General features: G+C 55.4%; 26 protein-coding genes. 14 read left to right on the top strand and 12 right to left on the bottom strand.

The window, feature by feature from the left end; genetic code table 11:
* Window positions 1-65 precede the first annotated feature (65 nt).
* Together PNAP_RS27450 and PNAP_RS23965 are read right to left on the bottom strand one after the other, a co-directional pair.
* Window positions 66-224 (bottom strand): hypothetical protein, encoded by a 159-nt coding sequence (locus tag PNAP_RS27450; RefSeq protein ID WP_157040551.1) that lies wholly within the window; start codon window positions 222-224, stop codon window positions 66-68.
* 98 nt (window positions 225-322) lie between these two features.
* On the bottom strand, window positions 323-589 hold the full coding sequence (locus PNAP_RS23965; RefSeq protein ID WP_011798465.1) for a hypothetical protein: 267 nt from the start codon (window positions 587-589) through the stop codon (window positions 323-325).
* Between the two features lie 143 nt (window positions 590-732).
* Here PNAP_RS23965 and PNAP_RS28095 point away from each other — a divergent pair, with 143 nt between their 5' ends.
* Both PNAP_RS28095 and PNAP_RS28090 read left to right on the top strand, forming a co-directional pair.
* Complete coding sequence (locus tag PNAP_RS28095; RefSeq protein WP_157040550.1) at window positions 733-993, top strand: transposase; 261 nt, start codon at window positions 733-735, stop codon at window positions 991-993.
* Between the two features lies 1 nt (window position 994).
* Window positions 995-1,492 (top strand): IS5 family transposase, encoded by a 498-nt coding sequence (locus PNAP_RS28090; RefSeq protein WP_157040549.1) that lies wholly within the window; start codon window positions 995-997, stop codon window positions 1,490-1,492.
* 14 nt (window positions 1,493-1,506) lie between these two features.
* On the opposite strand, the gene PNAP_RS23955 is transcribed toward PNAP_RS28090, so the two are convergent.
* Window positions 1,507-1,866, bottom strand: coding sequence for a hypothetical protein (locus tag PNAP_RS23955; protein ID WP_011798463.1), 360 nt, complete (start codon window positions 1,864-1,866; stop codon window positions 1,507-1,509).
* A gap of 88 nt (window positions 1,867-1,954) precedes the next feature.
* Between PNAP_RS23955 and PNAP_RS23950 the strand changes: the two genes are divergently transcribed.
* The 12 genes from PNAP_RS23950 to PNAP_RS23900 all read left to right on the top strand — a co-directional run bounded on the left by PNAP_RS23950 (window position 1,955) and on the right by PNAP_RS23900 (window position 12,054).
* Entirely contained in the window at window positions 1,955-2,512 is a 558-nt protein-coding gene (locus tag PNAP_RS23950; protein ID WP_049763843.1) for a hypothetical protein, read from the top strand.
* 163 nt (window positions 2,513-2,675) lie between these two features.
* Window positions 2,676-3,644 (top strand): CsgG/HfaB family protein, encoded by a 969-nt coding sequence (locus PNAP_RS23945; protein ID WP_041377770.1) that lies wholly within the window; start codon window positions 2,676-2,678, stop codon window positions 3,642-3,644.
* Window positions 3,644-3,976 (top strand): hypothetical protein, encoded by a 333-nt coding sequence (locus PNAP_RS23940; RefSeq protein WP_011798460.1) that lies wholly within the window; start codon window positions 3,644-3,646, stop codon window positions 3,974-3,976. The genes PNAP_RS23945 and PNAP_RS23940 overlap by 1 nt, the downstream gene beginning before the upstream one ends.
* A 10-nt stretch (window positions 3,977-3,986) precedes the next feature.
* Window positions 3,987-4,349, top strand: a complete 363-nt coding sequence (locus tag PNAP_RS23935) for a DUF4810 domain-containing protein (RefSeq protein ID WP_011798459.1) — start codon at window positions 3,987-3,989, stop codon at window positions 4,347-4,349.
* Window positions 4,346-4,981, top strand: a complete 636-nt coding sequence (locus PNAP_RS23930; protein WP_011798458.1) for a DUF799 domain-containing protein — start codon at window positions 4,346-4,348, stop codon at window positions 4,979-4,981. The genes PNAP_RS23935 and PNAP_RS23930 overlap by 4 nt, the downstream gene beginning before the upstream one ends.
* Window positions 4,982-5,092: 111 nt before the next feature.
* Window positions 5,093-5,401, top strand: a complete 309-nt coding sequence (locus PNAP_RS26500; RefSeq protein WP_011798457.1) for a hypothetical protein — start codon at window positions 5,093-5,095, stop codon at window positions 5,399-5,401.
* Between the two features lie 246 nt (window positions 5,402-5,647).
* Window positions 5,648-6,286, top strand: a complete 639-nt coding sequence (locus PNAP_RS23925; protein WP_011798456.1) for a vWA domain-containing protein — start codon at window positions 5,648-5,650, stop codon at window positions 6,284-6,286.
* Window positions 6,287-6,298: 12 nt separating this feature from the next.
* Window positions 6,299-6,940, top strand: coding sequence for a TerD family protein (locus tag PNAP_RS23920; protein ID WP_011798455.1), 642 nt, complete (start codon window positions 6,299-6,301; stop codon window positions 6,938-6,940).
* 6 nt (window positions 6,941-6,946) lie between these two features.
* A complete protein-coding gene (locus tag PNAP_RS23915) occupies window positions 6,947-7,588 on the top strand; it encodes a vWA domain-containing protein (RefSeq protein ID WP_011798454.1) in 642 nt (213 codons plus the stop codon).
* Between the two features lie 84 nt (window positions 7,589-7,672).
* Window positions 7,673-8,725, top strand: a complete 1,053-nt coding sequence (locus tag PNAP_RS23910; protein ID WP_011798453.1) for a TerY-C metal binding domain-containing protein — start codon at window positions 7,673-7,675, stop codon at window positions 8,723-8,725.
* 2 nt (window positions 8,726-8,727) lie between these two features.
* Window positions 8,728-10,458 (top strand): PP2C family serine/threonine-protein phosphatase, encoded by a 1,731-nt coding sequence (locus PNAP_RS23905; RefSeq protein WP_011798452.1) that lies wholly within the window; start codon window positions 8,728-8,730, stop codon window positions 10,456-10,458.
* Window positions 10,459-10,554: 96 nt separating this feature from the next.
* Complete coding sequence (locus PNAP_RS23900; protein WP_011798451.1) at window positions 10,555-12,054, top strand: helix-hairpin-helix domain-containing protein; 1,500 nt, start codon at window positions 10,555-10,557, stop codon at window positions 12,052-12,054.
* Between the two features lie 10 nt (window positions 12,055-12,064).
* Here the strand turns inward: PNAP_RS23900 and PNAP_RS23895 are convergent, their stop codons facing one another.
* The 9 genes from PNAP_RS23895 to PNAP_RS23850 form a co-directional block, all read right to left on the bottom strand.
* Window positions 12,065-13,321 carry a TerD family protein gene (locus PNAP_RS23895; RefSeq protein WP_041377768.1) on the bottom strand — a complete coding sequence of 419 codons (1,257 nt, stop codon included), beginning with the start codon at window positions 13,319-13,321 and terminating at the stop codon, window positions 12,065-12,067.
* Between the two features lie 2 nt (window positions 13,322-13,323).
* Window positions 13,324-14,271, bottom strand: coding sequence for an HpcH/HpaI aldolase/citrate lyase family protein (locus tag PNAP_RS23890; RefSeq protein ID WP_011798449.1), 948 nt, complete (start codon window positions 14,269-14,271; stop codon window positions 13,324-13,326).
* On the bottom strand, window positions 14,264-15,355 hold the full coding sequence (locus PNAP_RS23885) for a cysteine protease StiP family protein (RefSeq protein WP_011798448.1): 1,092 nt from the start codon (window positions 15,353-15,355) through the stop codon (window positions 14,264-14,266). Before PNAP_RS23885 ends, PNAP_RS23890 begins: the two co-directional genes overlap by 8 nt.
* Entirely contained in the window at window positions 15,352-16,107 is a 756-nt protein-coding gene (locus PNAP_RS23880) for an HAD family hydrolase (protein WP_011798447.1), read from the bottom strand. The genes PNAP_RS23885 and PNAP_RS23880 overlap by 4 nt, the downstream gene beginning before the upstream one ends.
* Window positions 16,085-17,239, bottom strand: coding sequence for a phosphoribosyltransferase domain-containing protein (locus tag PNAP_RS23875; protein ID WP_011798446.1), 1,155 nt, complete (start codon window positions 17,237-17,239; stop codon window positions 16,085-16,087). Before PNAP_RS23875 ends, PNAP_RS23880 begins: the two co-directional genes overlap by 23 nt.
* A 53-nt stretch (window positions 17,240-17,292) precedes the next feature.
* Window positions 17,293-18,312, bottom strand: coding sequence for an ATP-grasp domain-containing protein (locus PNAP_RS23870; protein WP_011798445.1), 1,020 nt, complete (start codon window positions 18,310-18,312; stop codon window positions 17,293-17,295).
* Window positions 18,313-18,319: 7 nt separating this feature from the next.
* Entirely contained in the window at window positions 18,320-18,901 is a 582-nt protein-coding gene (locus tag PNAP_RS23865; RefSeq protein ID WP_011798444.1) for a TerD family protein, read from the bottom strand.
* Between the two features lie 596 nt (window positions 18,902-19,497).
* On the bottom strand, window positions 19,498-20,073 hold the full coding sequence (locus PNAP_RS23855) for a TerD family protein (protein ID WP_011798443.1): 576 nt from the start codon (window positions 20,071-20,073) through the stop codon (window positions 19,498-19,500).
* A gap of 36 nt (window positions 20,074-20,109) precedes the next feature.
* Window positions 20,110-20,688, bottom strand: a complete 579-nt coding sequence (locus PNAP_RS23850) for a TerD family protein (protein WP_011798442.1) — start codon at window positions 20,686-20,688, stop codon at window positions 20,110-20,112.
* Window positions 20,689-20,703: the final 15 nt, after the last annotated feature.

Raw genomic sequence — 20,703 nt, 5'->3', positions numbered from 1 at the left:
CCGAGCCACTTGGCTGACGGTCTTTTGCAGATGCATAGGCCGAGTACCGAACGTTCCTGCGAGCCTTAGGCATCCACACACATGGTCAGGATGCAGAAAAACTTCGGCAAGGGCGTGATGATGTAATCAAAGGGCGCGTAACAGACTTCAAGCGGTGCGTCCTGGGCGATGCGAAGCTTGGCGTTGAGCGAAGGCGCGCCATCGAGTTCGGCGCTGGTGAGCAAGCGGATGACCGGGGCGAAGTGTTTGAAAGTCGCTGGCTGGCATAAATCCTGGGGCGGTGTTGATGGTCAAGTTCACGAGGGTCCTTTGAGTGCTCGGTTCAGTGGCGGCGGATTTTTTCCAGGCGGTGGCCCACAGTGATGACGCTGCTGTCCGCAGCCACAACTACGTATAGGTCCAGGTGGTCTTCCAGCAGCGAAGCCAGGGGTTCTGCATAGGCCTGCACCCGGCGGCGCGCTGTCTTGTCAAAGAAAACCTTCGAGGCGCCGTTGCCTGCGCGCTCGCTCACGCCGAACTGCAGCAGCAGGTCAATCAAAAGGCCGGGAATGGCGCGCTGGCGGCTACGGACTTGGGCATGGTGCGTCATCAGTGAAATCTCCCTGGGTGTGATGTCGGAATAAAAAAACTGCAGGGCCTTCCCGGGCACTGCGCTGGGACCGCGTTGCTCGATTCCCTAGGCTCTGTTGAGGTAGCGAAAAGTAGAATCTTGAGCTTTCGAGCCGTCACGTCATGGACAAAAGCAAGCTGAGCGATGGCGAATGGGTTCACCTGATTGGCAGGCTGAAGAAAACGCCTGGCATCCGGGTGGGATGCGAGGCCACTTGCCGCCGATTTGTCGAGGCGGTGCTGTGGATTTTGCGTGCAGGTGCCCAGTGGCGTTTGTTGGCTGGCAGGCTTGGGCATTGGAACAGCGTCTTCAAGCGCTTTGCTTGTTTGATGCCGGTTTGGAGTTTGGGACAAGATGCTGGCCCATGTATAAGCCAAGGCTGACCTGGAGAATGTCTGCATCGACAGCACCGTAGTACGGGCTCATGCATGCGCTGCGGGCGCGGCCGCAAGCAACGCGACTGCCGAGGCGCTGGGCCGCTCGCGTGGCGGTTTTGGTTGCAAGATTCACGCGCTGACAAATGCACTGGGCTTGCCCGTGCGCTTTATTTTGACGGGAGGCCAGGCAGCGGACGTCACCCAAGCGATTCCCCTCATGACGGATATTGGCAGCACGGGCGCGCTGCTGGCTGACAAGGGGTATGACGCCAATGCATTGCTCGACTGGCTCGGGCAGCGTGACATTGCGGCGGTGATACCGCCCAAGGCAAATCGAAAGATGCAACGAAGCTGTGACTGGTACCAATACAAGGAGCGTCATGTCATCGAATGCATGTTTGGCAAACTCAAATACTTTCGCCGGATTGCCACCCGCTATGAGAAGAAAGCCAGCCATTTCATGGAAATGCTGGCCTTCTCTGCGGTTTTGTTGTGGCTGCGCTGATACGTCAACAGAGCCTAGACGCTATCCTTAGCAGCTTGCAGCATACACCTCGACAGCCTCTCAAAGTAGCGCACTGCCTCTTGCGTCAGTTCGATTTGCTTGCGCCGGGCGTCCTCGGTATCGGACAGCATGATCCAGCCCTTGGTACGCATTGACTTGAGCCGGGTATGGATGGTGGCGGGGGCGCCGAGTTGTTCCTTGGCCATCATGTCCCGAACGCACAGCCGTTCCTCCTGCTCGCCAGAACGCGCGACCAAGGCGAGGATTCGCTCTTCGAGGGGGTCAAGTGGCGGCAGTGAGGGCAGCCCGCGTATGGCTTCTGCCAAGTGCAAAAACCGCAGGTAGACGTCCGAGGACTTTATTTTCTTTTTCATTTCGTGAAATTTTTCAAACGTTCTTCTTTCAGGTTAAGCTCAGGGTTGGATACCGTTACACAATTTAGTTCAATTTGGCCGGGCCCGCATGAACACGACGCAGCTCCGGCTACAGGCCCTGATGGTCGCTGCAACGATGGTGCTTTTCGTTGCGATGCTGGCCATCAATGAGTGGCTGTTCACCCGCTTCGAATTTGCACGCGGGATCAACTGGATATACCTACCTGCTGGCATTCGGCTGCTGAGCACCTTGCTGTTTGCCGAAGCTGGAGCCATCGGACTGCTGCTGGTGTCGTGGCTCGTATGCTTTTTCTACTTTTTCCCGGATGACCCTGTGCGGTCGTTTGCCGGCGGCATTTTGGCCGCGCTGGGTCCCTACCTAGTTTACCGGGGCGCGCAGCACCGCTATGGCTTGCACGCATCGCTGGCCACGCTCACACCCCAGCGGCTTCTGCTCCTGATCGTCGCTTATTCAGTCGCAAGTCCGCTGCTGATGCACCTGTGGTTCGCATTGCAGGGCAAAGAAGGACTTCTGCAGGGTTTCCTGGTCATGTTCATCGGTGACCTGAGTGGCACGCTGCTGGTGATTTACACCGTCAAGGCTGCTCTGTCTTTCATACCAACTCCCCCTACCAGCCTGCGTTAAAAGCATTCAGCTGGGCATGCATAAAAGCTGACACGCCAATGCTTTATTGGCTCCAGTAAAGTGTTAGCATTGGTAAATTGTTCTAAAAATAAGAACAATATCTACCCAGCAGAAAAAAATGATAAAAGTGAGTTGCGTGTTTCCAAAACAGAAGCTTTGCCATGTGACAAAGCCTCTTCTGATTATTTTGGCCGCAGGCCTGACAGCATGCGCAGTACAGGCACCGCCCGTTGCCCAGAAAGACGCGCCACAGTCCCTGGCCACGCAAAAAGCTGCCCAGCAGGCCGTCGCATCGCAGGCGCCCGCCACCCCGACACTGAAAAGAAAAATCGCGCTGGGCCGCATCACCAACGAAACCAGTTACGGCCAGTCGCTCCTGCGTGATCGGCATGACGATCCATTGGGCAAACAGGTGACGGATCTGATGAGCAAGGCGCTCACGGAGTCGGGCGCTTACCTGGTCTTTGAGCGGCCGGACATCGGCCGCATCCAAGCAGAGGGCCGGCTGACCGACACCAAGCTCAACATCGTCGGGGTTGACGCCTTGATCATTGGATCACTGACTGAATTTGGCCGCAAGGCAATTGGCGCCACAGGCTTTGTGTCCTCCAGCAAGCGACAGGTCGCTTTTGCCAAGGTGGACATACGGGTGGTTGACGTGAACACGGGTCATGTGTTTTTCGCTACCTCAGGTGCCGGCGAAGCATCCACGGAGACAGCATCGACCTTCGGATTCGGCTCGCAGGCAGGCTACGACGGCACGCTCAATGACGCAGCTATCCGACAGGCCGTTGCCGAAGCCATCAACCGCCTGTCGGTGGAGATGAGCGGGCGGCCCTGGCAGACGTATCTGCTGAAGGTTGACGGATACCGCGTCTTTATAGGCGGCGGCAAGAGCCAAGGAGTCAAGCCCGGCATGCAGTTCTCTGTCCAGACCCAGGGTGAGCAAGTCAAATCCCCTCAGACAGGGGCCATGGTGACGCTGCCAGGTCAGGCTATCGCGCAGATCCGGGTCGACGCGCTGTTTGGCGACAGCGAACTCAACGAAGGCGCTGTCGCGTCCATCGCGTCCGGTTCCCTGGCCGGGTACAAGCCCGAGCAGTTGCTCATTCGTTTCGAGGGAGCCAAATAATGAAGAAAACCATCATGACCTTGAGCATGGCTGCTGGCTTGGGCGGCATGCTCACGCTCAGCGCCTGCACCCAGATGCCCACAGAAAAGCAGAGCATCTCCGACATGCGTCCGCAGATTTCCTTCAAGGCCCCCGATGAGCAGACCCGCAGCGCCCGCGTCATTCTCGACGGTCTGGACATGGGACCGGTTGGAAGTTACCTGGAAGGTGCCGCTTCGCTTCGGATTTTGTCCGGTACCCATTTGCTGAGCATCGCTTCAGGCAACCAGGTGATTTTTCAAGAAAAGTTTTATGCGGGTGATGGCGTCAATCGCACCTTCATCGTCAACTGAAGGAAATGTGATGCGCTATTTGTCGATCTTGCCGATCGCGGCACTTCTTGCGGGGTGCGCAGCGCCTTCGCTGTACCAATGGGGCGGCTACGACCAGGCGCTTTATGCCGGGTACAAGGATCCGGCAAAGATGGAAACTCTGCGCGTGCAACTGGAAAAGCACATTGCCACCATGGAAACGTCCAAGCAAAAGGTCGCCCCCGGGCTTTATGCGGAACTCGGTACGCTGTACCTGCAGTCTGGCGCATCGGACAAGGCGATCGCCTTGTACTCGCAAGAGCGTGCTGCCTGGCCCGAGAGCAAGGGATTGATGACCGCCATGATTCAGAATCTTGAGCGTCGCCAGCAAGCCAAAGTAGAGGCCGCCAAATGAGAGTTTTCCTCTGCGCTTTGGTGTCGGTGTTCTTGATGGGCTGCGTTACCCAACCGACCAAAAAAGACATGAGCGCGTTCCAGGCGGCCGCGCCGCGCTCCATCCTGGTGGTGCCCACCATCAACAAGTCGCTCGATGTCGATGCGCCCAACTACGTGCTGGCAGCCCTGCCGGTTCCGATTGCGGAAAAAGGCTACTACGTCTTCCCGGTCAACACGACCAAGTACGTGCTTGAGCAAGAAGGCTACTACGAGGGGGAGCGCATTCACCAACAGTCGACGCCAACCCTGGCGAAGCTGTTTGACGCTGACGCTGTGCTTTATGTGTCGATCAACCGCTGGGATGCGCAATTTGCGCTGCTCACGACCGTCGTGACCGTGGAATTCGATTACCGACTGGTGAGCAAGGACGGTACCGAATTATGGAAAGAAAACAAGCGTATGCAGTACCAGCCGCAAAGCAACAACGCCGGGCATCCGTTGGCAACCTTGATTGTCGCGGTCGTCAACGCCGCCGTCACGCGCGCTGCACCCAACTATATGCCGCTGACTCAACAGGCCAATCAGCAGGTTTTTATTCTTGGACCTGACGCGATTCCTGATGGGCCGTATCGACCTACAGCCGCAAGGTAATAACGAACTCAAGTTCAACTGCTGCAAAAGATAAAAGAGCGAACTATTGACTTAGTCGATAAAGACAAATAAATAGGTCAAAATTATATTAATGAGAGGTAAATAAAATTTATGCCAATTTTTGATACAAAATCTTCAACTCTTAGTTTGATTGCATCCGGAAATTTTATTTCTATTTTAAGTCCATGGAGGATTAATGTTGATTTAATTCAAAAACGCATTAGTGTTAAGAAAAAGAACTGGTATTTAATCGGAGAAGATGAGGACTTATTTGGGATAGGTAGCGTTCGAAATATTAAAATTGATGAGTTATTGTTTGGAGCTAATATCTATATTAAAGTTATTGGCTCTGGAACAATTAAGTGTTTTTGCATACCAAAATGTGATGCTAAAAAAATCAGAAATATGCTTTTCCCATAAAGGCATTTCGCTTAGTGAAGAACGGTTGAGGATGTGGCCAGAAATAGCTTCCTGGACCCAATAAAAATCCGGCATTGTTTGGTAATTTTTTAAAGAATTTAGCTTTGAAAAAAAATGATTTCAAACCATTTTTGATTCAATAAAGATTGATAAATTAACAGAATGCAGAGTTGCCGTCGTGAACGCCAAACTTACGGATTAACGGTCAAATAAGAGTAGATTTTTATTAATTAAAGGATTAGTTTCATGAGGCGTTTACCTGTATATCTCTTAGTTGACACTTCCGGCTCCATGAGCGGCGAACCCATTGAAGCTGTCAAAAATGGTGTCCAGGTTCTGGTCTCGACTTTGCGTCAGGATCCTTATGCGCTGGAAACTGCGTTTTTATCGATTATCACGTTTGATAGTGAGGCGAGGCAAGTCGTACCCCTGACCGAACTTGCGAATTTTCAGATTCCAGCGATTGTGGCAACCGGAACTACGGCACTGGGCTCAGCGCTGTCGTTGCTGGCTGACAAAATCGAGATGGAAGTGGGCAGGACAACGGCCGAGGTGAAGGGGGACTGGAAGCCCATAGTCTTCATCATGACTGATGGATCTCCTACTGATGACTGGAAAAAAGGGCTGGAGCGGCTCAAGACAGTACGCACCGGCATGGTTATCGCGTGCGCAGCGGGGCCGGGAGCGGACACGACAGTCCTCAAGCAAATCACGGAAATTGTTGTCCAGCTCAATACCGCTGACGCCAGCACCATCAAAGCATTTTTCAAGTGGGTTTCAGCCAGTGTTTCCAGCGGCAGTCAAAAAATAGACCTCGCAAAGAAAGAGGTAACGGGCCTGAGCGATTTGCCTCCACCACCGCCTGAGGTTAACGTGGTTTTATAAGGGAAATAGAAAATGGCAGTCTCTCTCAAAAAAGGGCACGGCATCAGTCTTAAGAAAAATGAGAATGATTTGTCCATGGTCACCATCGGTCTGGGTTGGGATATTCAGGAGAAGAAGAAGGGTTTCCTAGGTGGTATGTTTGGCCCTAAGGAAGAGGAATATGACCTAGATGTCGTCGCGTTTCTCTGCGGAGCTGACGGCAAAGTCCAAAATCTTGGCCGTGACAGCGGCGGCAACGCCACCCTCATGAATGGTGACATCGTCTTTTTTAACAATATGCACCACAACTCTGGCCAGATCTGGCTGACGGGTGACAACCGCACCGGTGCAGGCGACGGCGATGATGAGCAAATCATCGTCAAACTCAATGATTTGCCGCAGCAGTACGCGAAAGTCGTTTTTGTCGTTCAAATCTACAAGGGGCTTGAGAACCAACAGAGCTTTGGCATGGTCAAGAATGCCTTCATCCGGGCCGTCGATGGAAAGAAGCGCGAGATGGTCCGGTTTGATCTTTCGGGCGGTGCGCCATACGAAAATTGTCGCTCCATGCTCTTTGCAGAAATGGTCCGCGAGACGGACGGGTGGAAATTCAATGCCTTGGGAACACCTTCACCATCCGACTCGTTTGTCGAATGGCTCAAAAAGTTTGCGTGAGTTGCCATGAGTACCAGACGCCTACCAGTTTATATCTTGCTCGACACTTCGGGGTCGATGAGAGGTGAGCCCATCCACTCGGTCAATGTGGGACTCCAGGCCATGCTGAGCACCTTGCGGCAAGACCCTTACGCGCTGGAAAGCGTCCACCTGTCGATCATCACCTTTGACACAGAAGCTAGGGTGCTTCTTGTACTCACGCCGCTAGACCAAGTGAGCCTTGCCAGCATTGACATTCCTAACTCTGGAGCGACTTTCATGGGGGCTGCACTGAACTTGCTTAATGCCTGTGTAGATCGGGAAGTCAGGAAATCGACTGTGGATACCAAAGGCGACTGGCGCCCGCTGGTTTTTCTCATGACCGATGGCAGTCCATCGGACATGCACGCTTTTCGCGAGGCGATTCCTGAGGTCAAAAGGCGCAACTTTGGTACTGTGGTCGCCTGCGCGGCCGGCCCCAAAGCCAAGCAAGTTCATTTGCTTGAACTCACCGATCGAGTGGTCACGATGGACACCATGGATGCGGCCGCATTCTCGGGCTTCTTTAAGTGGGTCTCAGCCAGCGTCGCTATTGGCAGCAGCAGTGCGGGATTGTCAGGGCAGGTTTCACTGCCACCGCCGCCGCCAGAGGTTCAACTGGTTTTTTGACACGCCTGCCTATCTGGCTGGCTGAACTATTTGTGGTTCGGCCTGATTGTTTGATATCAAACCTTGACAAAAAAGGCTGCTGAGATGAGACGTTTGCCTGTGTTTTTCGTCCTCGACTGTTCCGAGTCCATGGTGGGTGCAAACCTAAAAAAAATGGAAGGTGCCGTCGCTGCGATTGTCAAATCGCTGCGCACCGATCCGCAGGCGCTGGAAACTGTCTTTTTCTCAGTGATCGCATTTGCGGGTGTGGCCAGAACCATTGCGCCGCTGGTTGAAATCGTGTCTTTCTACCCTCCGAAACTTCCTCTCGGCGGTGGCACGAATCTGGGATCGGCCTTGGACGCTTTGATGGGTGAAATCGACAGATCAGTGATCAAAACGACGGCCGAGCGCAAGGGCGACTGGCGACCCATCATCTACTTGGTCACCGATGGCCGTCCTACCGATAACCCGAGTCGAGCAATTGAACGGTGGAATTCTCACTATGCCAAAAAGGCAACGCTCATCGCCATAGGTCTGGGGCGTTCAGTCGACTTTACGGCGCTGCGGCGCCTCACCGAGAATGTCATTTCCTTTGAAGATATAAAGGAGAGCGACTTTAAGAAGTTCATTAACTGGGTGACAGCTTCCGTAGTAGTGCAAAGCAAAAGCGTCGGAGATGGAACAGATTTTCAGGGGCTGCGCATTCTTGACAAGAGCGTGATGAAAATCATCATGGAGCCTCCTTCAACGATTGCCGATGAAACTGTGGTGACGCTGATCGGCCGGTGCCAAAAAACCAGCCGGCCCTACATCATCAAATACGAGCAAGCTATGCAAGATGTCGTCATGAAGGACTTCAAGGTCCAGGTTTCCAGGTACGAGATTGCCGGCTGCTATCCGCTGGAAGAGGATTATTTTGAATGGTCTGATCCGCGCACGGTTGACCTCAAGGTCAACACCTCGGAGCTATTTGGAGCGCCGGGTTGCCCTCACTGCGGCGCGCACACGGCTTTTGCCGTCTGTGGGTGCGGAAAGCTTTTATGCCTGAACGATGCAGCGTCAGTGGTTTGTCCATGGTGTCAAAAAACCGTCTCGTTCTCTTCGCTGGGGCCAGACGATGAAGGTGGGTTCGAGGTCAGGCGAGGCAGAGGCTGACCATGCCAGCATCTAACGAACGACATCAACAGCTAGATGCGTTTATCAACGCCTTTTTTTCTCTGGGCAAAGCTGCCAGTAAAGGGATTGATTCTTTGGCTGATGCAGGAGAAACTGCAGCGCCTGCCTACATCATTGCCTTCATGCAGAGCCGGGAAGTGCTGGAGATCACAGAGAAATATTTGTGTGATCTGCGTGCCATGTGGCTGTGTTCTGAAGATGCTCAGCCGGCTTTAGTTGATAAAAAAGAAGCCTCAATCGCTCCAGCAGAGCTGCCTCAACCCGATCCTGAATGCCTTTCGCCTCAAGCATTCTCCGCAAAAAGTGAGAACTCCCTGGAACACATATCGCTTCCCCCACCCTCATCGGTTGTGCAGCCGTTTTCTATTCCCTCGCCGATTCTGCCTCTGGCAGTTGAGGCCGCCTTTCCAGTTTCACCGACAGCTTCAAGCCTTAAGCCAGTTTCAGCGCCAACCCAGCCAGAGGGCTCGGCGCCTATTCATCAAACCATGCGGCCGGGGCATATTCCTGCAACGAATACGCCTTTGGGAAAACCTGCAGATCCTCGCATCAGCTTTCACCTGCCCAATGCGAAAGCAGGACAACCTTATGCAGGCAAGCTGGAGGGCAAAGACCCGAGTGGAAAAGCGGTCATGATTCTTGATGCCAGAGCGAACACGGCCACAGGCCTGTCGTTTGACGCACAGTCGTGCGAGTTGAGGGGGATGCCGGCTGTGGCCGGCGACTGTAAGGTGGAAGTACGCTGGACCTTGGGCGGTAGCACGGAGTACACCAGCGAGTGCTGTCTGTTCGTGAATCCTGACCCACGCAGCCTCTGGAAGCAGATAGACCCACCGGCAGACGATCCTTACTTCAAGCCCAACATCGACGCAACACTCATTGCCGGGCTTGACTTCAAGATCGCAGCGGCGAGTCGGCGAGGGCGGTCACACGAGCATGTGGGCTCATTCCGTGACGACGATTTTTTTGTTCACCACGATTCGTCATCTGGCTGGAGCGTGCTGATGGTGGCTGACGGCGCTGGCAGTGCCAAAAGCTCCCGCTGGGGTTCAAAGCTGGCAGTTGCAGCAGCCGGGAATCACATTGCGTCAAAGCTGTCAGGTGCATTTGGCGCCGAGATGACACAAGCGCTGGCGGGCTGGTCTACCGACATGACGGCTGCGAGCAAAGCCATGCACACGCCTTTTTACCTTCTTTTCCAGGAGGCGAGCAAACTAGCTGTTGAGTCCATCGAGCAGGAGGCGAAGTTACAAGGCGTTCCCCCGAAAGAGTATGCGACGACGCTGCTGGCTGCCGCAGTCCAGCGGGACGGAAACGATACTTTTTTAGCGACCTTTTGGATGGGCGACGGGGCCATCGCGGCTTATGGGCCGCGAAGCAAAGTCCGGCTTATGGGCATGCCTGACAGCGGGGAGTTCGCCGGCCAGACGCGCTTCCTGGATAGCGCCGCGCTAACTGATCAGGGATTTGGCAAGCGCCTAGTGCTAGGGCGTTATTCCGATCTGACGGCCGTGGTGCTGATGACCGATGGAATTTCAGACCCGCGCTTTGAGACTGACAACGGCCTGGCTGACGCTGCGAAGTGGGATGGATTGTGGGACGAAATCAATCTTTTGCTTGCTGCGCACGAGCCGGAAAAGGCTTTGCTCGAATGGCTTCATTTCTTCACCCCAGGACACCACGATGACCGCACCATTGCAGTCCTCTGGTAACTGCCTGCTGAACCGGAAATTTCTAACAGTGGCAGTCCCAACAGTCATCATGCGGGTAGCCTGCAAAACCGTCATTTTCATTTTTAGGAGCGGTTGATGGCCAAGGTTGTTCAATGCCGGACATTCGACGGGCAGTATGTCGAATACGTTGATGAGATTATTGGCTCCGGGGCGATGAAGGACGTCTATTTTTCCCCGGACAAATCCTATGTGGTGGCCTTTTTCAAGACCCAGCAGGATGCGCAGGCGAAGGATCGTTTGCAGATGATCACCGGAAAATACCGGGAAACCCTCTTTAGCCAGGCTGGCGGCGATTATTGGGGAAACCTGTTTTGCTGGCCCAGCGCAGCGTTGGAACACGAGGGCAGGCTAGGGCTGGTGGCGCCCACCTATCCCCCTCATTTTTTCATGGAGTTTGGCTCGAAAACCGACGACTCTTTAGGCATCAAGGGTAAGGAAAAAGAGGGCAAGTGGTTCACCTCTGCGAGCCACCGAAGCCGGTTCATGGACCCCCGTGAACTTGGCGACTGGCTCAGTTACCTCAAGATGGGCATCCTGATTTCAAGGGCCGTCAAGAAAATGCACATGATGGGCCTGGCCCATTCAGATCTATCCTATAAAAATGTACTAGTTGACCCTGCGGGTGGCCGTGCCTGTGTGATTGACGTGGACGGCCTAGTGGTGCCTGGCAAGTATCCGCCAGATGTGGTGGGTACGCCCGACTTCATTGCCCCAGAGGTGGTGATGACCAGCCACCTTGCCAAGGAAGATCCCCAGAGAAAACTGCCACAGCGCGAAACGGATCAGCACGCCTTGGCAGTGCTTCTCTACATGTATTTACTGTACCGCCACCCATTGCGCGGTGGCAAGGTTCACGACGTTGACGATGATATTCGCGACGAGTCGCTGTCTATGGGCGAAAAAGCCCTTTTCGTTGAACACCCGAGCGACACCAGCAACCGAATCAAGGTTGCTGATGCAAAACCTGCCGAATTTCCCTGGGCGGACACTTCAAAGTTACCCTACACCGTCACTGGACCCTACCTCTCACCGCTGTTCTTTCAAGCCTTTGTGACCGGTCTTCACGAGCCTTCCTTGAGGCCTTCGGCCAATGACTGGGAAACCGCCTTAATCAAGACGGTCGATCTCATTCAGCCCTGCCATAACAAGGACTGCACCCAGAAGTGGTATGTTTTCGACAACTCCACCAAGCCCTGTTGCCCATTTTGCAGCACGCCATACAGGGGCAAACTTCCCGTTCTGAACCTTTACTCTTCACGCCAGAAGGACAGTTACCGTCCCGATAACCATAGGCTGATGGTGTGGACGGGGCAATCGCTCTTTCTTTGGCATGTCAATAACCTGATCTCACCGAATGAACGACTCACCCAGGGCCAGAAAAAACGTGTCGCTTATTTCGTGCTGCACAACGCCACTTGGTGGCTGGTCAATGAGCAGCTTCCCGACCTCATGGATGTTTCGATGAAGACATTGATTCCTATGGGCGGCAAGGTCGAGTTGAAAGACGGTTTGCAAATTCTCCTGGCCAAAGGGGAGGGTGGACGTCTCGCCGTGGTACAGATGGTGGACGCTTGACCACTCGGTTTTAATCCTTGCTTCCAGCCTTGAAGCGCAGGCCAAATCGGAAGCGGTCATTGATCTGCTGATGGGTGCTCTTGAGGCCCACCTGCTGAAAATACTCCACCAGCTTGGTGATTTCCAGATTTCCACTTTTGTTCTCAATCATCGCAATGGCACACATCGAGGCGGTGCTTCCATTGTCCAGCCTGACTTCTACAGGCGATCGGCCCGGTACCTCGATGGTGACCACGCCGTTGGTGGCGGCCCAGTTTGGCGCACCGTCATAGATGAAGGTAAAGATTAACGCCCGCTTGATCTGGGGGAACTGGTCACCGTTGATAAAGATATTTTCTCCGCCCGTGCTGGTGCCAGAGCGATCATCACTGTCGAGGTGAATATAAGGTGGCAGGCTGAAACTTCCCCAGCTGTTACCCAGCGCCTGCACGCAGCCGGGCGTGCCGTCTGTCAACTCAAACATGCAGCCTAGGTCTAGGTCAATGCCTCCGCTGGAGCGGGTCTGCACGCTGCCCATCGCCCGGCTTAGAAAGCCTTGTTTCTTGGGCTCGGTGGCGGCAGGAGTGGAGGACTGATTCCAGTTCAGGTTGACGCGCGTGCGGCCAAAGCCCTGGCGGCCAGCTTTTTCCAGCGAGATCTTGTCGCCGCGCTTTTCGAGCGTGATTTTCGACAAAGACACTTTTTGGGTCTCCGGGACTGGGGCCGATGCTGGTGCTGATGCTGGTGCTGCAGCGAGCGCCGGAGCCGGGGCGGGAGAAGCCGCCGCCTCGGTGCCGCCAAAATGCTTGAGTAGCGCGGACAGGCCGCCGTTGAAACCTTGGCCGACCGCGCCAAAGCGCCACAGACCCTCGCGCTTGTAAATCTCGCCGACGATCACGGCTTTTTCATCCTGGAAGTCGGCGCCTGAAAAGGAAAAAGTGGTGCTGCCCAGGCGCAAGCTGCTAGCGCCGAGCTTGCGCATCGTTCCTTCGCCGTTGAGGGAGGCGGTGAACACCAGTTTGTGAATTGACTCGGGCAGGCGCGAGACATCGGTGGTGAAGGTCGCTGAGCCGTTGCCGATGTCCAGCGTCACGCCGCCGCCGGGGCAGGACTTCTGGTTGAAGAACACCATGTAGCGATCATCGGAGAGCTGGCCACCGGCGTCCAGGCCAAAGCAGCTGAGGTCGATGTCCATGCCCTGCGAGGTCAGGCTCAGCAGGAGGGGAAATGCTCCCGTGCAGCCCATGTCGGCGAGTTTTCCTTTTTGTCCGCGTGAAAAATCAGTCATGTTTAAGCTTTGTCGGGGTTGGCCTGCTGCAAATGCAGGATAGAGGCAGAAAGGCTGGCGTTGGCGTCGCCGGGGTTGATGCCAAATACCCGAGCCTGCTCGACGACGCCATGCGCCCAGGTGCGGTGGGTGGCGACTTCGCACATCGAGTCATGCAGTTTGAATACCGCTGGGCTGGCACGGTCCATGATGCGCAGCGCCACTTCCATATCGCTGTGGTGGACGCGGTAGTGCTGCTCGATTAGGGTGACCTGGCTGGGATGAATGGCGGTCTTGCCAACCAACCCGTGCGCCAGGTCTTCCTGCACTTCTTGCGCCAGCAAGGCTGGATTGTCCAGGTGCTCGCACACCGGCGCGGTCAGCCCGAAGCCGTAGGGAAGAAAGGTTGTCACCAGCCGGGAAATCACCGGCCCGAGCGGCGTGCGGTAAATCGTCATGTTGCGCGGGCGCCGGATGCCGAGCAAGGCCAGCAGGTCGTTGCCGCCGATGCGCAGCGCCAGAATATGCTCGCGCACGCCGGGCGCCTCCAGGCATTGGCGAAATAGCTTCATTTCCGCCTCGTCAAAGACTTCGGCCGTCTCTAGCGTTGGCATCAGCTGATGGCTAGTCTTGCGGATCTGGCGGAAATAAGCGTCGAAGTTGTGCCGAGTAGTCTTGGGTAGCACGAAGCCGCTCAGCTTGTGCGAGCCAGGCATTTGGAGCACCCGCTTCAGAATGTCCGGGTTGCGGACCCGAACGAAGCGGTCTGTGCCCGGCCGAGGCGTCATCTGCTGGAGCGCCAGCGACAGATTGAACAAGGCGTAGCTCAATTCACTGTCAGCCACGGCATCCTCGGTGCAGAAGATGAGCGAGCGCACCTGGCCGAGCAAACAACCATTGGCAATTTGTGACAGATCCTTGTGGGTGGCGGGCACGTACAGCGAGGCGCCGAGCATTTTCTTTTCAGCCATCTAATGCACTCTGGATAAGGGAAACGGCCTGGTAGGGCAGGTCTGCGTCGACCATCAACGGAACCGACTTTTCACTGGCCAGCACCTTCAGGTGCGCCACATCCGGCGCTGACGGATCCCGCAGTATTAAGAGGCGCGGCACCCGGCGCAGCAGCACGCGGGTGGCCTCGCCGATACCGGGCTTTATTAGGTTGACATCGGTGATGCGGTGCCGGGCCGTGGTTGACTGGAGGAATTCAGCGGAAATGGCGGCGGCGCGAGCGCGGTCAACAGGCACTGGCGAGGGTTGGCCTTCGCGTTGGGCTTGCGCGATGCCTTCGGCCACCAGGCCATCGGCAAATTCGCGCGACAGATCATGCGCTTCGAAGGCATCGTAATAAACGCAGCCGTGAAAATCGCTGGCGCCAATGGAGTCGTTTAGCACCGACCGGCTGACCAATCCCGAAATAGTGGCATTCAGGATGCTTGACGGAATCAGGTAATCCAGAGACGAGGCCGCGCAGGCGGCCGTGCCGGCTAGGTCTGACAGCACATACAGGCCAGCGTCGATGCTCACCTCGTGTTGTCGGTTAAAGTCCTCCATGGCCTGCTCCAGCACCCGTGAGATCACGCCTTTGCCAGTCCAGCCGTCGACGAACACGATGGATTCGGGCGCATGGCCCTGCTTCAGAATGTGGCCAAGCGCCACCGCGTCAATGCCCCGGTCCCGAACAATAGAAACGGAATAATGCGCCGCTTCGCGCCCCATCACCTGGCCGAGCAGGTGCTTGAGAATCACGCCTACCGGCGTGCCGGCGCGCACCAGCGACACCAGCGTGATCGGACCGCTGCGCCGCGCCGCAATCAGTGCGGCTAGCGTCAGGCAGTCGCGCGCCATCTGCTGCTGATTGGCGACGCAGGCGCTGCGAAAAACCTCCAGGTAGCGCGGCGATGGCAGCGCTTCGGGCGAGAGCATTTCGCTGTAGTGCCGGACGCCGGTCTGAATTAATTTTTCCTTGTGCGCCACATCGACGAACGGCAGCTGCGGCAGACACTTGAGCAAAAACGTGACATCGCTGGGCCGGTAGCTTCCGCAAAATGTCATAGCGCCCCCACCGTCAGGGACGAGAGCTGGGTGCCGCTGGGAACAATGGCGTAGTCGCAGGCGGCCATGAAGCGCGCATCGGATTTACTGTCGCCCATGCCCAGCGTCATGATGTCGCCATGCTCGGTCTGCAGCTTCTGGCGTAAATAGTGAACGGCGCGGGCCTTGTTCAGCGCCTTGGGCAGAACGGCCAAGTTGTTGCCGTTGCGGTGGATGTAAAAATCCTGGCCAGTTGGGCTGGCGATCCAATCCGTCAGGGCTTCGCGCTCGATGCTCTCTAAGCGCTCGGCCTGCTTGTCTGGATCCTTGACGACGATGTAAAACGGCGTGGCGTAGTCTTCGATCAGGCGGGCGCGGCCTTTTAAACCCACGCTGGCCGAATAGCGGTCAATCACGTCGATGGCTTCCTTCAGGCCGCCCAGCGCGAGCGCCATGTCTGCGCGCATGAGGTCGAGCCACTCGCCATCGGGCGCGCCGTCGGGGGTCAGCACGACGCCGCCGTAGTCGATGATGGCGTGGCTGGAAAACGGTAAATCAACGCGGCTCAGCGCGTCGCGGTTGCGCGCCGTGGCTGGAATCAGCGTCATTTCCTTGTTCATCAGCGCGAAAAATGCGCGCTGGCGCGGCGTTGAGAAGGAGCAGACGGAGCCGTCCTTCAGATAAGCTGCAGGGTGCAGGTCTTTTTCGTCCGCGCATTTGCCTGGCGTCTGGAATAGGGTGTCGTCCAAGTCAACGAACAGGAATTTCTTCACAATGGCTCTCGGATAAAAAGTGGAATAGGCGGCCCTTGACGGCCTTGGCCAGTTGCTGCAGCGCCGCGTTGGGTGGCGTTTCGTGGCAGATGAAAACGTGCTCATACTGGCCAGGCTCGACGTTGTATACAAAATTTTCCACACCTTCGCCGTAGTTATCGGAAAACTTCAGGATGTGGCCGACCGCGCCCCATTGCAGGATCGGCGAGCGGGTGGTGGACTGCACAACGACGTTGGTACCGCAGGCTTCCAGCGCACGCCCCAGCAGGAAAGCCATGTGCATAAATTCGCCTGTGCCCAGCACCAGCACCCGCTCGCTCGGGGCGATGCCTGCGCTCAGACGCCCGGCCAGCGCGGCTGGCTGGTTGAGCGGGCGATCAAGGCCCAGCCTGCCAAAACAGGCGCTGGCACCCCTATCAACATGGGCTTCGAACCGCTGGGCTGCACCGTCGGCCTGCTGTAGCTGGCCGACGGTGAATGCATATTCGCCGCTGAGCGCCGCGCCCACGGTGACCGGCAGGCCGAAGCGCCCGGACAGGGCTTCGTTGACCTCGCGCCCCATGAAATTGGTGATGGCCGCGAGATGGATATGCTCAATCGCTGGATTGAGGGCACGGCAGGCGGCGCTCAAGTTCAAAAATGTGTTCCCTGTGCTGGCTTCGTCATCGACCAGCACCAGCGCGCGCGCGCTCAGCAATATGTGTTGCAGCCCCACGTCGCCCGGCCGGTGCAAAAACTGCCTCGGCGCGTGGCTGTGCGCCTCTTCAAATTCGATGATGGGCATGCCGCCGACGTGGTAACGCGTGGTGTGCAGAAACAGGGCCTCGCGCTGCGGATGCATGGTTTTGTACGCTTCAAAAACGCCTTGTCCCAATCCGATTGCTGTTTCGGCCATGGCAATAAAAATCACTGGTCCCGGCAAATTGGCTGGCACTCGCGCCGCCAGCTCGGTGTGGATGGCATGCATCAGGCGCGGCGTGACCGGCCAGTGCTTGCCCAGTACCTTGCTCAGAAACAGAAAACCGCGCCGGGTGTTGGCCCGCGCAGCAAAGCCGATCAGATCGTCCAGGCGAAACGGCCCGGCATCGACTTTGATTTCCATCAGGCCCGTGGGTAACGTGACGCGCCGCATTTCATCAACGGCCAGAGCCGCTTCGCCGCTCAGCGGCGGCTCAAGAAGATCGCTCACGGCAGTTCCGTCGCCAATGAAAGTTCGCCCACGCGAACGCCGGCCCGAATCGGCGGAATCGACAGGCCATCAAAACCCCGGTCAAATCCGGCCAGGGCCAGGTAAGGCAGGTTGGGGCCGGCCAGGCAGGCCATGGCAATGCCGCCGGACATGCGCGGGTTGATCTCCAGCAGGCCCAGGCCGTTTTGGCCTTCGCGGAACTGCACATTGAAAACGCCGTTCAGGCCATAAGCGGCCGTCAACTGACGGGTACTTTCCAGAATGTCCTCCCGCATGTCTATGAGTTGGCCTTGACCGGCGAGCTGCGGTTTTTTTCGCGGAATCGCGCAGACCAGCCGTCCGTTGTCGCCAATGCAGTCCACGCTGAATTCGTGTCCGTCGAGGTATTCCATCACCAGCATGGTGCGAAATGTCTCCATGACCTCAAAACCGCGCCGCAAGTCGTCCAGCCCAATATGGTACTGAACGCCTTCGAGCAGCAACTGCGCGCTGGAGCGCTTTTCATCGAGTACGCTGAACCCCAGGCCGTACACCGACACCGAGGGCTTGATGCACAGCTTCGCATGCTCTTTTCGCAACGCGCGGTAAGCCGCTTCGAATTGCTGCGCCGTTTCAACGACACGAAACGCAGCCGGTGGCGTGAGGCAGTTGACGCTCTGATAAAACTGCGCCTTGTCATGCAACAGGTGCAGCATGTCCTGCGAGGCGGCGCACAGCAGGCGTGTGCCTTGCGCCTCAAACTGTTGGCGTTCGGCGCTCAAAAGACTAGCTTCCTTGCCGGGGATAAAAATGCCAATCCCGTGCTCGTGGCAAAACTCAAGGCACCAGTCCAGGTAGGCCTGGCCTTTCAAACCGCTTGGCTCGACGGCTGATTCATGCGCTGCCAGGAAAGCGGGTGCATGCGGATTGGTGCTGCTGCAGACAAGGTGGTAGTCAGCGGCCTCATCAGCCTCGCGAATCAAGCGGATGGCCGAGCCGACAGAAGAAAAAGTTTTATTGAACCAGACACGTTTCACTGGTGACTTACAAGTGTGGGGTGATCTGCGGCATCAGTTCTTCAAAAGTGCGGCCATTGCCAATCTCGCCGATCGCATGCATCTTCCATTCGCTTCCATGACGGTAAATCTTGGCCATGATCTGTGCGTTATGGGCGCCCAAGGTAGTCAGGTTAAAGCGGGCAACTTCCTTGTTGTTGCCGGCATTGACGATGCGGCAGGTAGCATTTTCGATTTTTGAGAAGTTCTGCCCGGTAAAGCTGTTGACAGTAAACACCAGGCTTTTCACGCGTTCAGGCACGCGAGTCAGATCCACAATAATTTGCTCGTCATCCCCGTCGCCGTCGCCAGTTCGGTTGTCACCGGTGTGAATGACGGAGCCGTCTTTGGATTTCAATTGACGAAACCACACTGAATCAATCTGGGTACCCTGCTCGTCAAACATGATGCAGGATGCATCAAGATCAATATCTGGCGTCGAGCCACCGATGCCGAAAAAACCTTTTGATTTGACGGCATCCCAGCCCAATCCCATGATGATTTTTGTCAGTTTGACACCAGCCTCTTTGTCAAGGGATATCTTCTGACCTTTTTGCAGATTGACTGCCATGTTGTGCTCCTTGATTGATTAAATAAATTGTCGAAAATGGGTTTTGTCTGCGAAGCATTGGCGCTGCAGATGAACGAGATGAAGTGGCTATGTGGATACATCGATCAGCGGTTAGACTTTGTGCGGGACATTTATTTCTTTAATCCATTCCACAAACGAATCGCGATTGCTTGAGCACACAAAAATCTTGCCTGCGCTACTGAAGCGGAGCACTATGCATTCACCGCTCTTGAACTGTTGACTAGGTTGCCTAGGATTACGTCTGAGCCGCCACCAGTTTTGCCGGTGGTCTCGAAAATTTCATAACCCAAGGTGCTGTCCCAGCAGATGACGTGGGAGTTGTCGATAATCATGTCCTTGCCCAGCGCGATTTCAAGCTTTCAAGCTGGAATCACGAGCCACAGCCCTAGACGACGACTTGCCCGGTGCCGGCAGTTTCCAGTCAGGCAGTTTGCCGGCAGTGTCCAGCCCGAAACAGTCGAAATCAACAGGCAAACCCTGTACGGCAAGACCTGCTCGAAAGGCGCCTGTTTAGACGAGGTCCCCAAGATTCAAGCGTTGACCTTTAACGAGCCGTGTCATGTCTCGCGGACTGATTAAGTGCCAATGCCGAAAGAGCGTGCCAGAGGGCCGAGACCACCTGCAAATCCTTGTCCGACAGCCTTGAATTTCCATTCAGCGCCAGCACGATAGATGTCGCCAAAAATCATCGCCGTCTCAGTCGAACTGTCTTCGGAGAGGTCGTAGCGTGCGATTTCCTTGTCGCCATTGGCGTCGAGACAACGAATGTAGGCCTTGCCGACCATGCCAAAGTTCTGCTTGCGTGCTTCAGCGTCGTGAATCGTTACACCAATGGTTATTTTCTCGATTTCAGCTGGAACCATGGCCAAGTCGATAGTGAGTTTTTCATCGTCTCCTTCACCGGTTCCGCTTGTGTTGTCGCCAGCGTGGGTGACAGAGCCATCGGTGGATTTCAAGTTGTTGTAGAAGATGAAGTCGGCGTCGGAGCGAGCCTTTCCATCCACCTTCAATAGAAAGGCACTTCCGTCAAGATCGAAGGCAGCACCGTCCGTGGCGCGTGAATCCCAGCCGAGCCCGATGACTAGTTTTTTGAGTGAGGGTGCTTCTTTGCTCAGATTGACGTTGCCGCCTTTTTGTAGACTGATGGCCATAAATTATCTCCTTGAAAAAATTTGTAAAAAACGCATTTAACTTACATTAACGCCATGCTGAATAGCAAGCGCTTTCAGACCACCCGCATAACCTTGCCCGACAGCTTTAAATTTCCATTCGCTGCCATAACGGTAAATTTCGCCAAAAATCATGGCTGTTTCAGTTGAGTAATCTTCCGACAGATCAAATCGAGTAATTTCGATATTGGTTTCAATATTCACTAGACGTATGAATGCGTCATGCACCATGCCGAAATTCTGTTTACGTACTTGTGCATCATGAATAGTAACGGCTACCACCAGCCGGGTAATAACGGAGGGAATTTGGTCAAGTTTTATCTTAAGTCCCTCGTCATCGCCTTCTCCAGCACCAGTGCGGTTATCTCCGGTGTGCTCAATGGAACCACAGGGTGAGCGTAACTGACCATAAAAAATGAAATCGCTATCAGAACGGACTCGGCCATTCTCAGTGACCATGAAAATACTAGCATCTAGATCGAAATCCACGCCATCTGTAGAACGTGCATCCCATCCAAGGCCAAGCAGCACTTGCTTGAGATTGGGGTCTGTTTTCGAAAGGTTGACGTTACCGCCTTTTTGCAAACTAATTGCCATTTGTTAATTGCTCCC

It is taken from the genome of Polaromonas naphthalenivorans CJ2 (assembly GCF_000015505.1).
GTDB lineage: Bacteria > Pseudomonadota > Gammaproteobacteria > Burkholderiales > Burkholderiaceae_C > Polaromonas > Polaromonas naphthalenivorans.
Note: the sequence above shows the minus strand (reverse complement) of the source record. Positions and strands in the feature narration are given on the sequence as shown.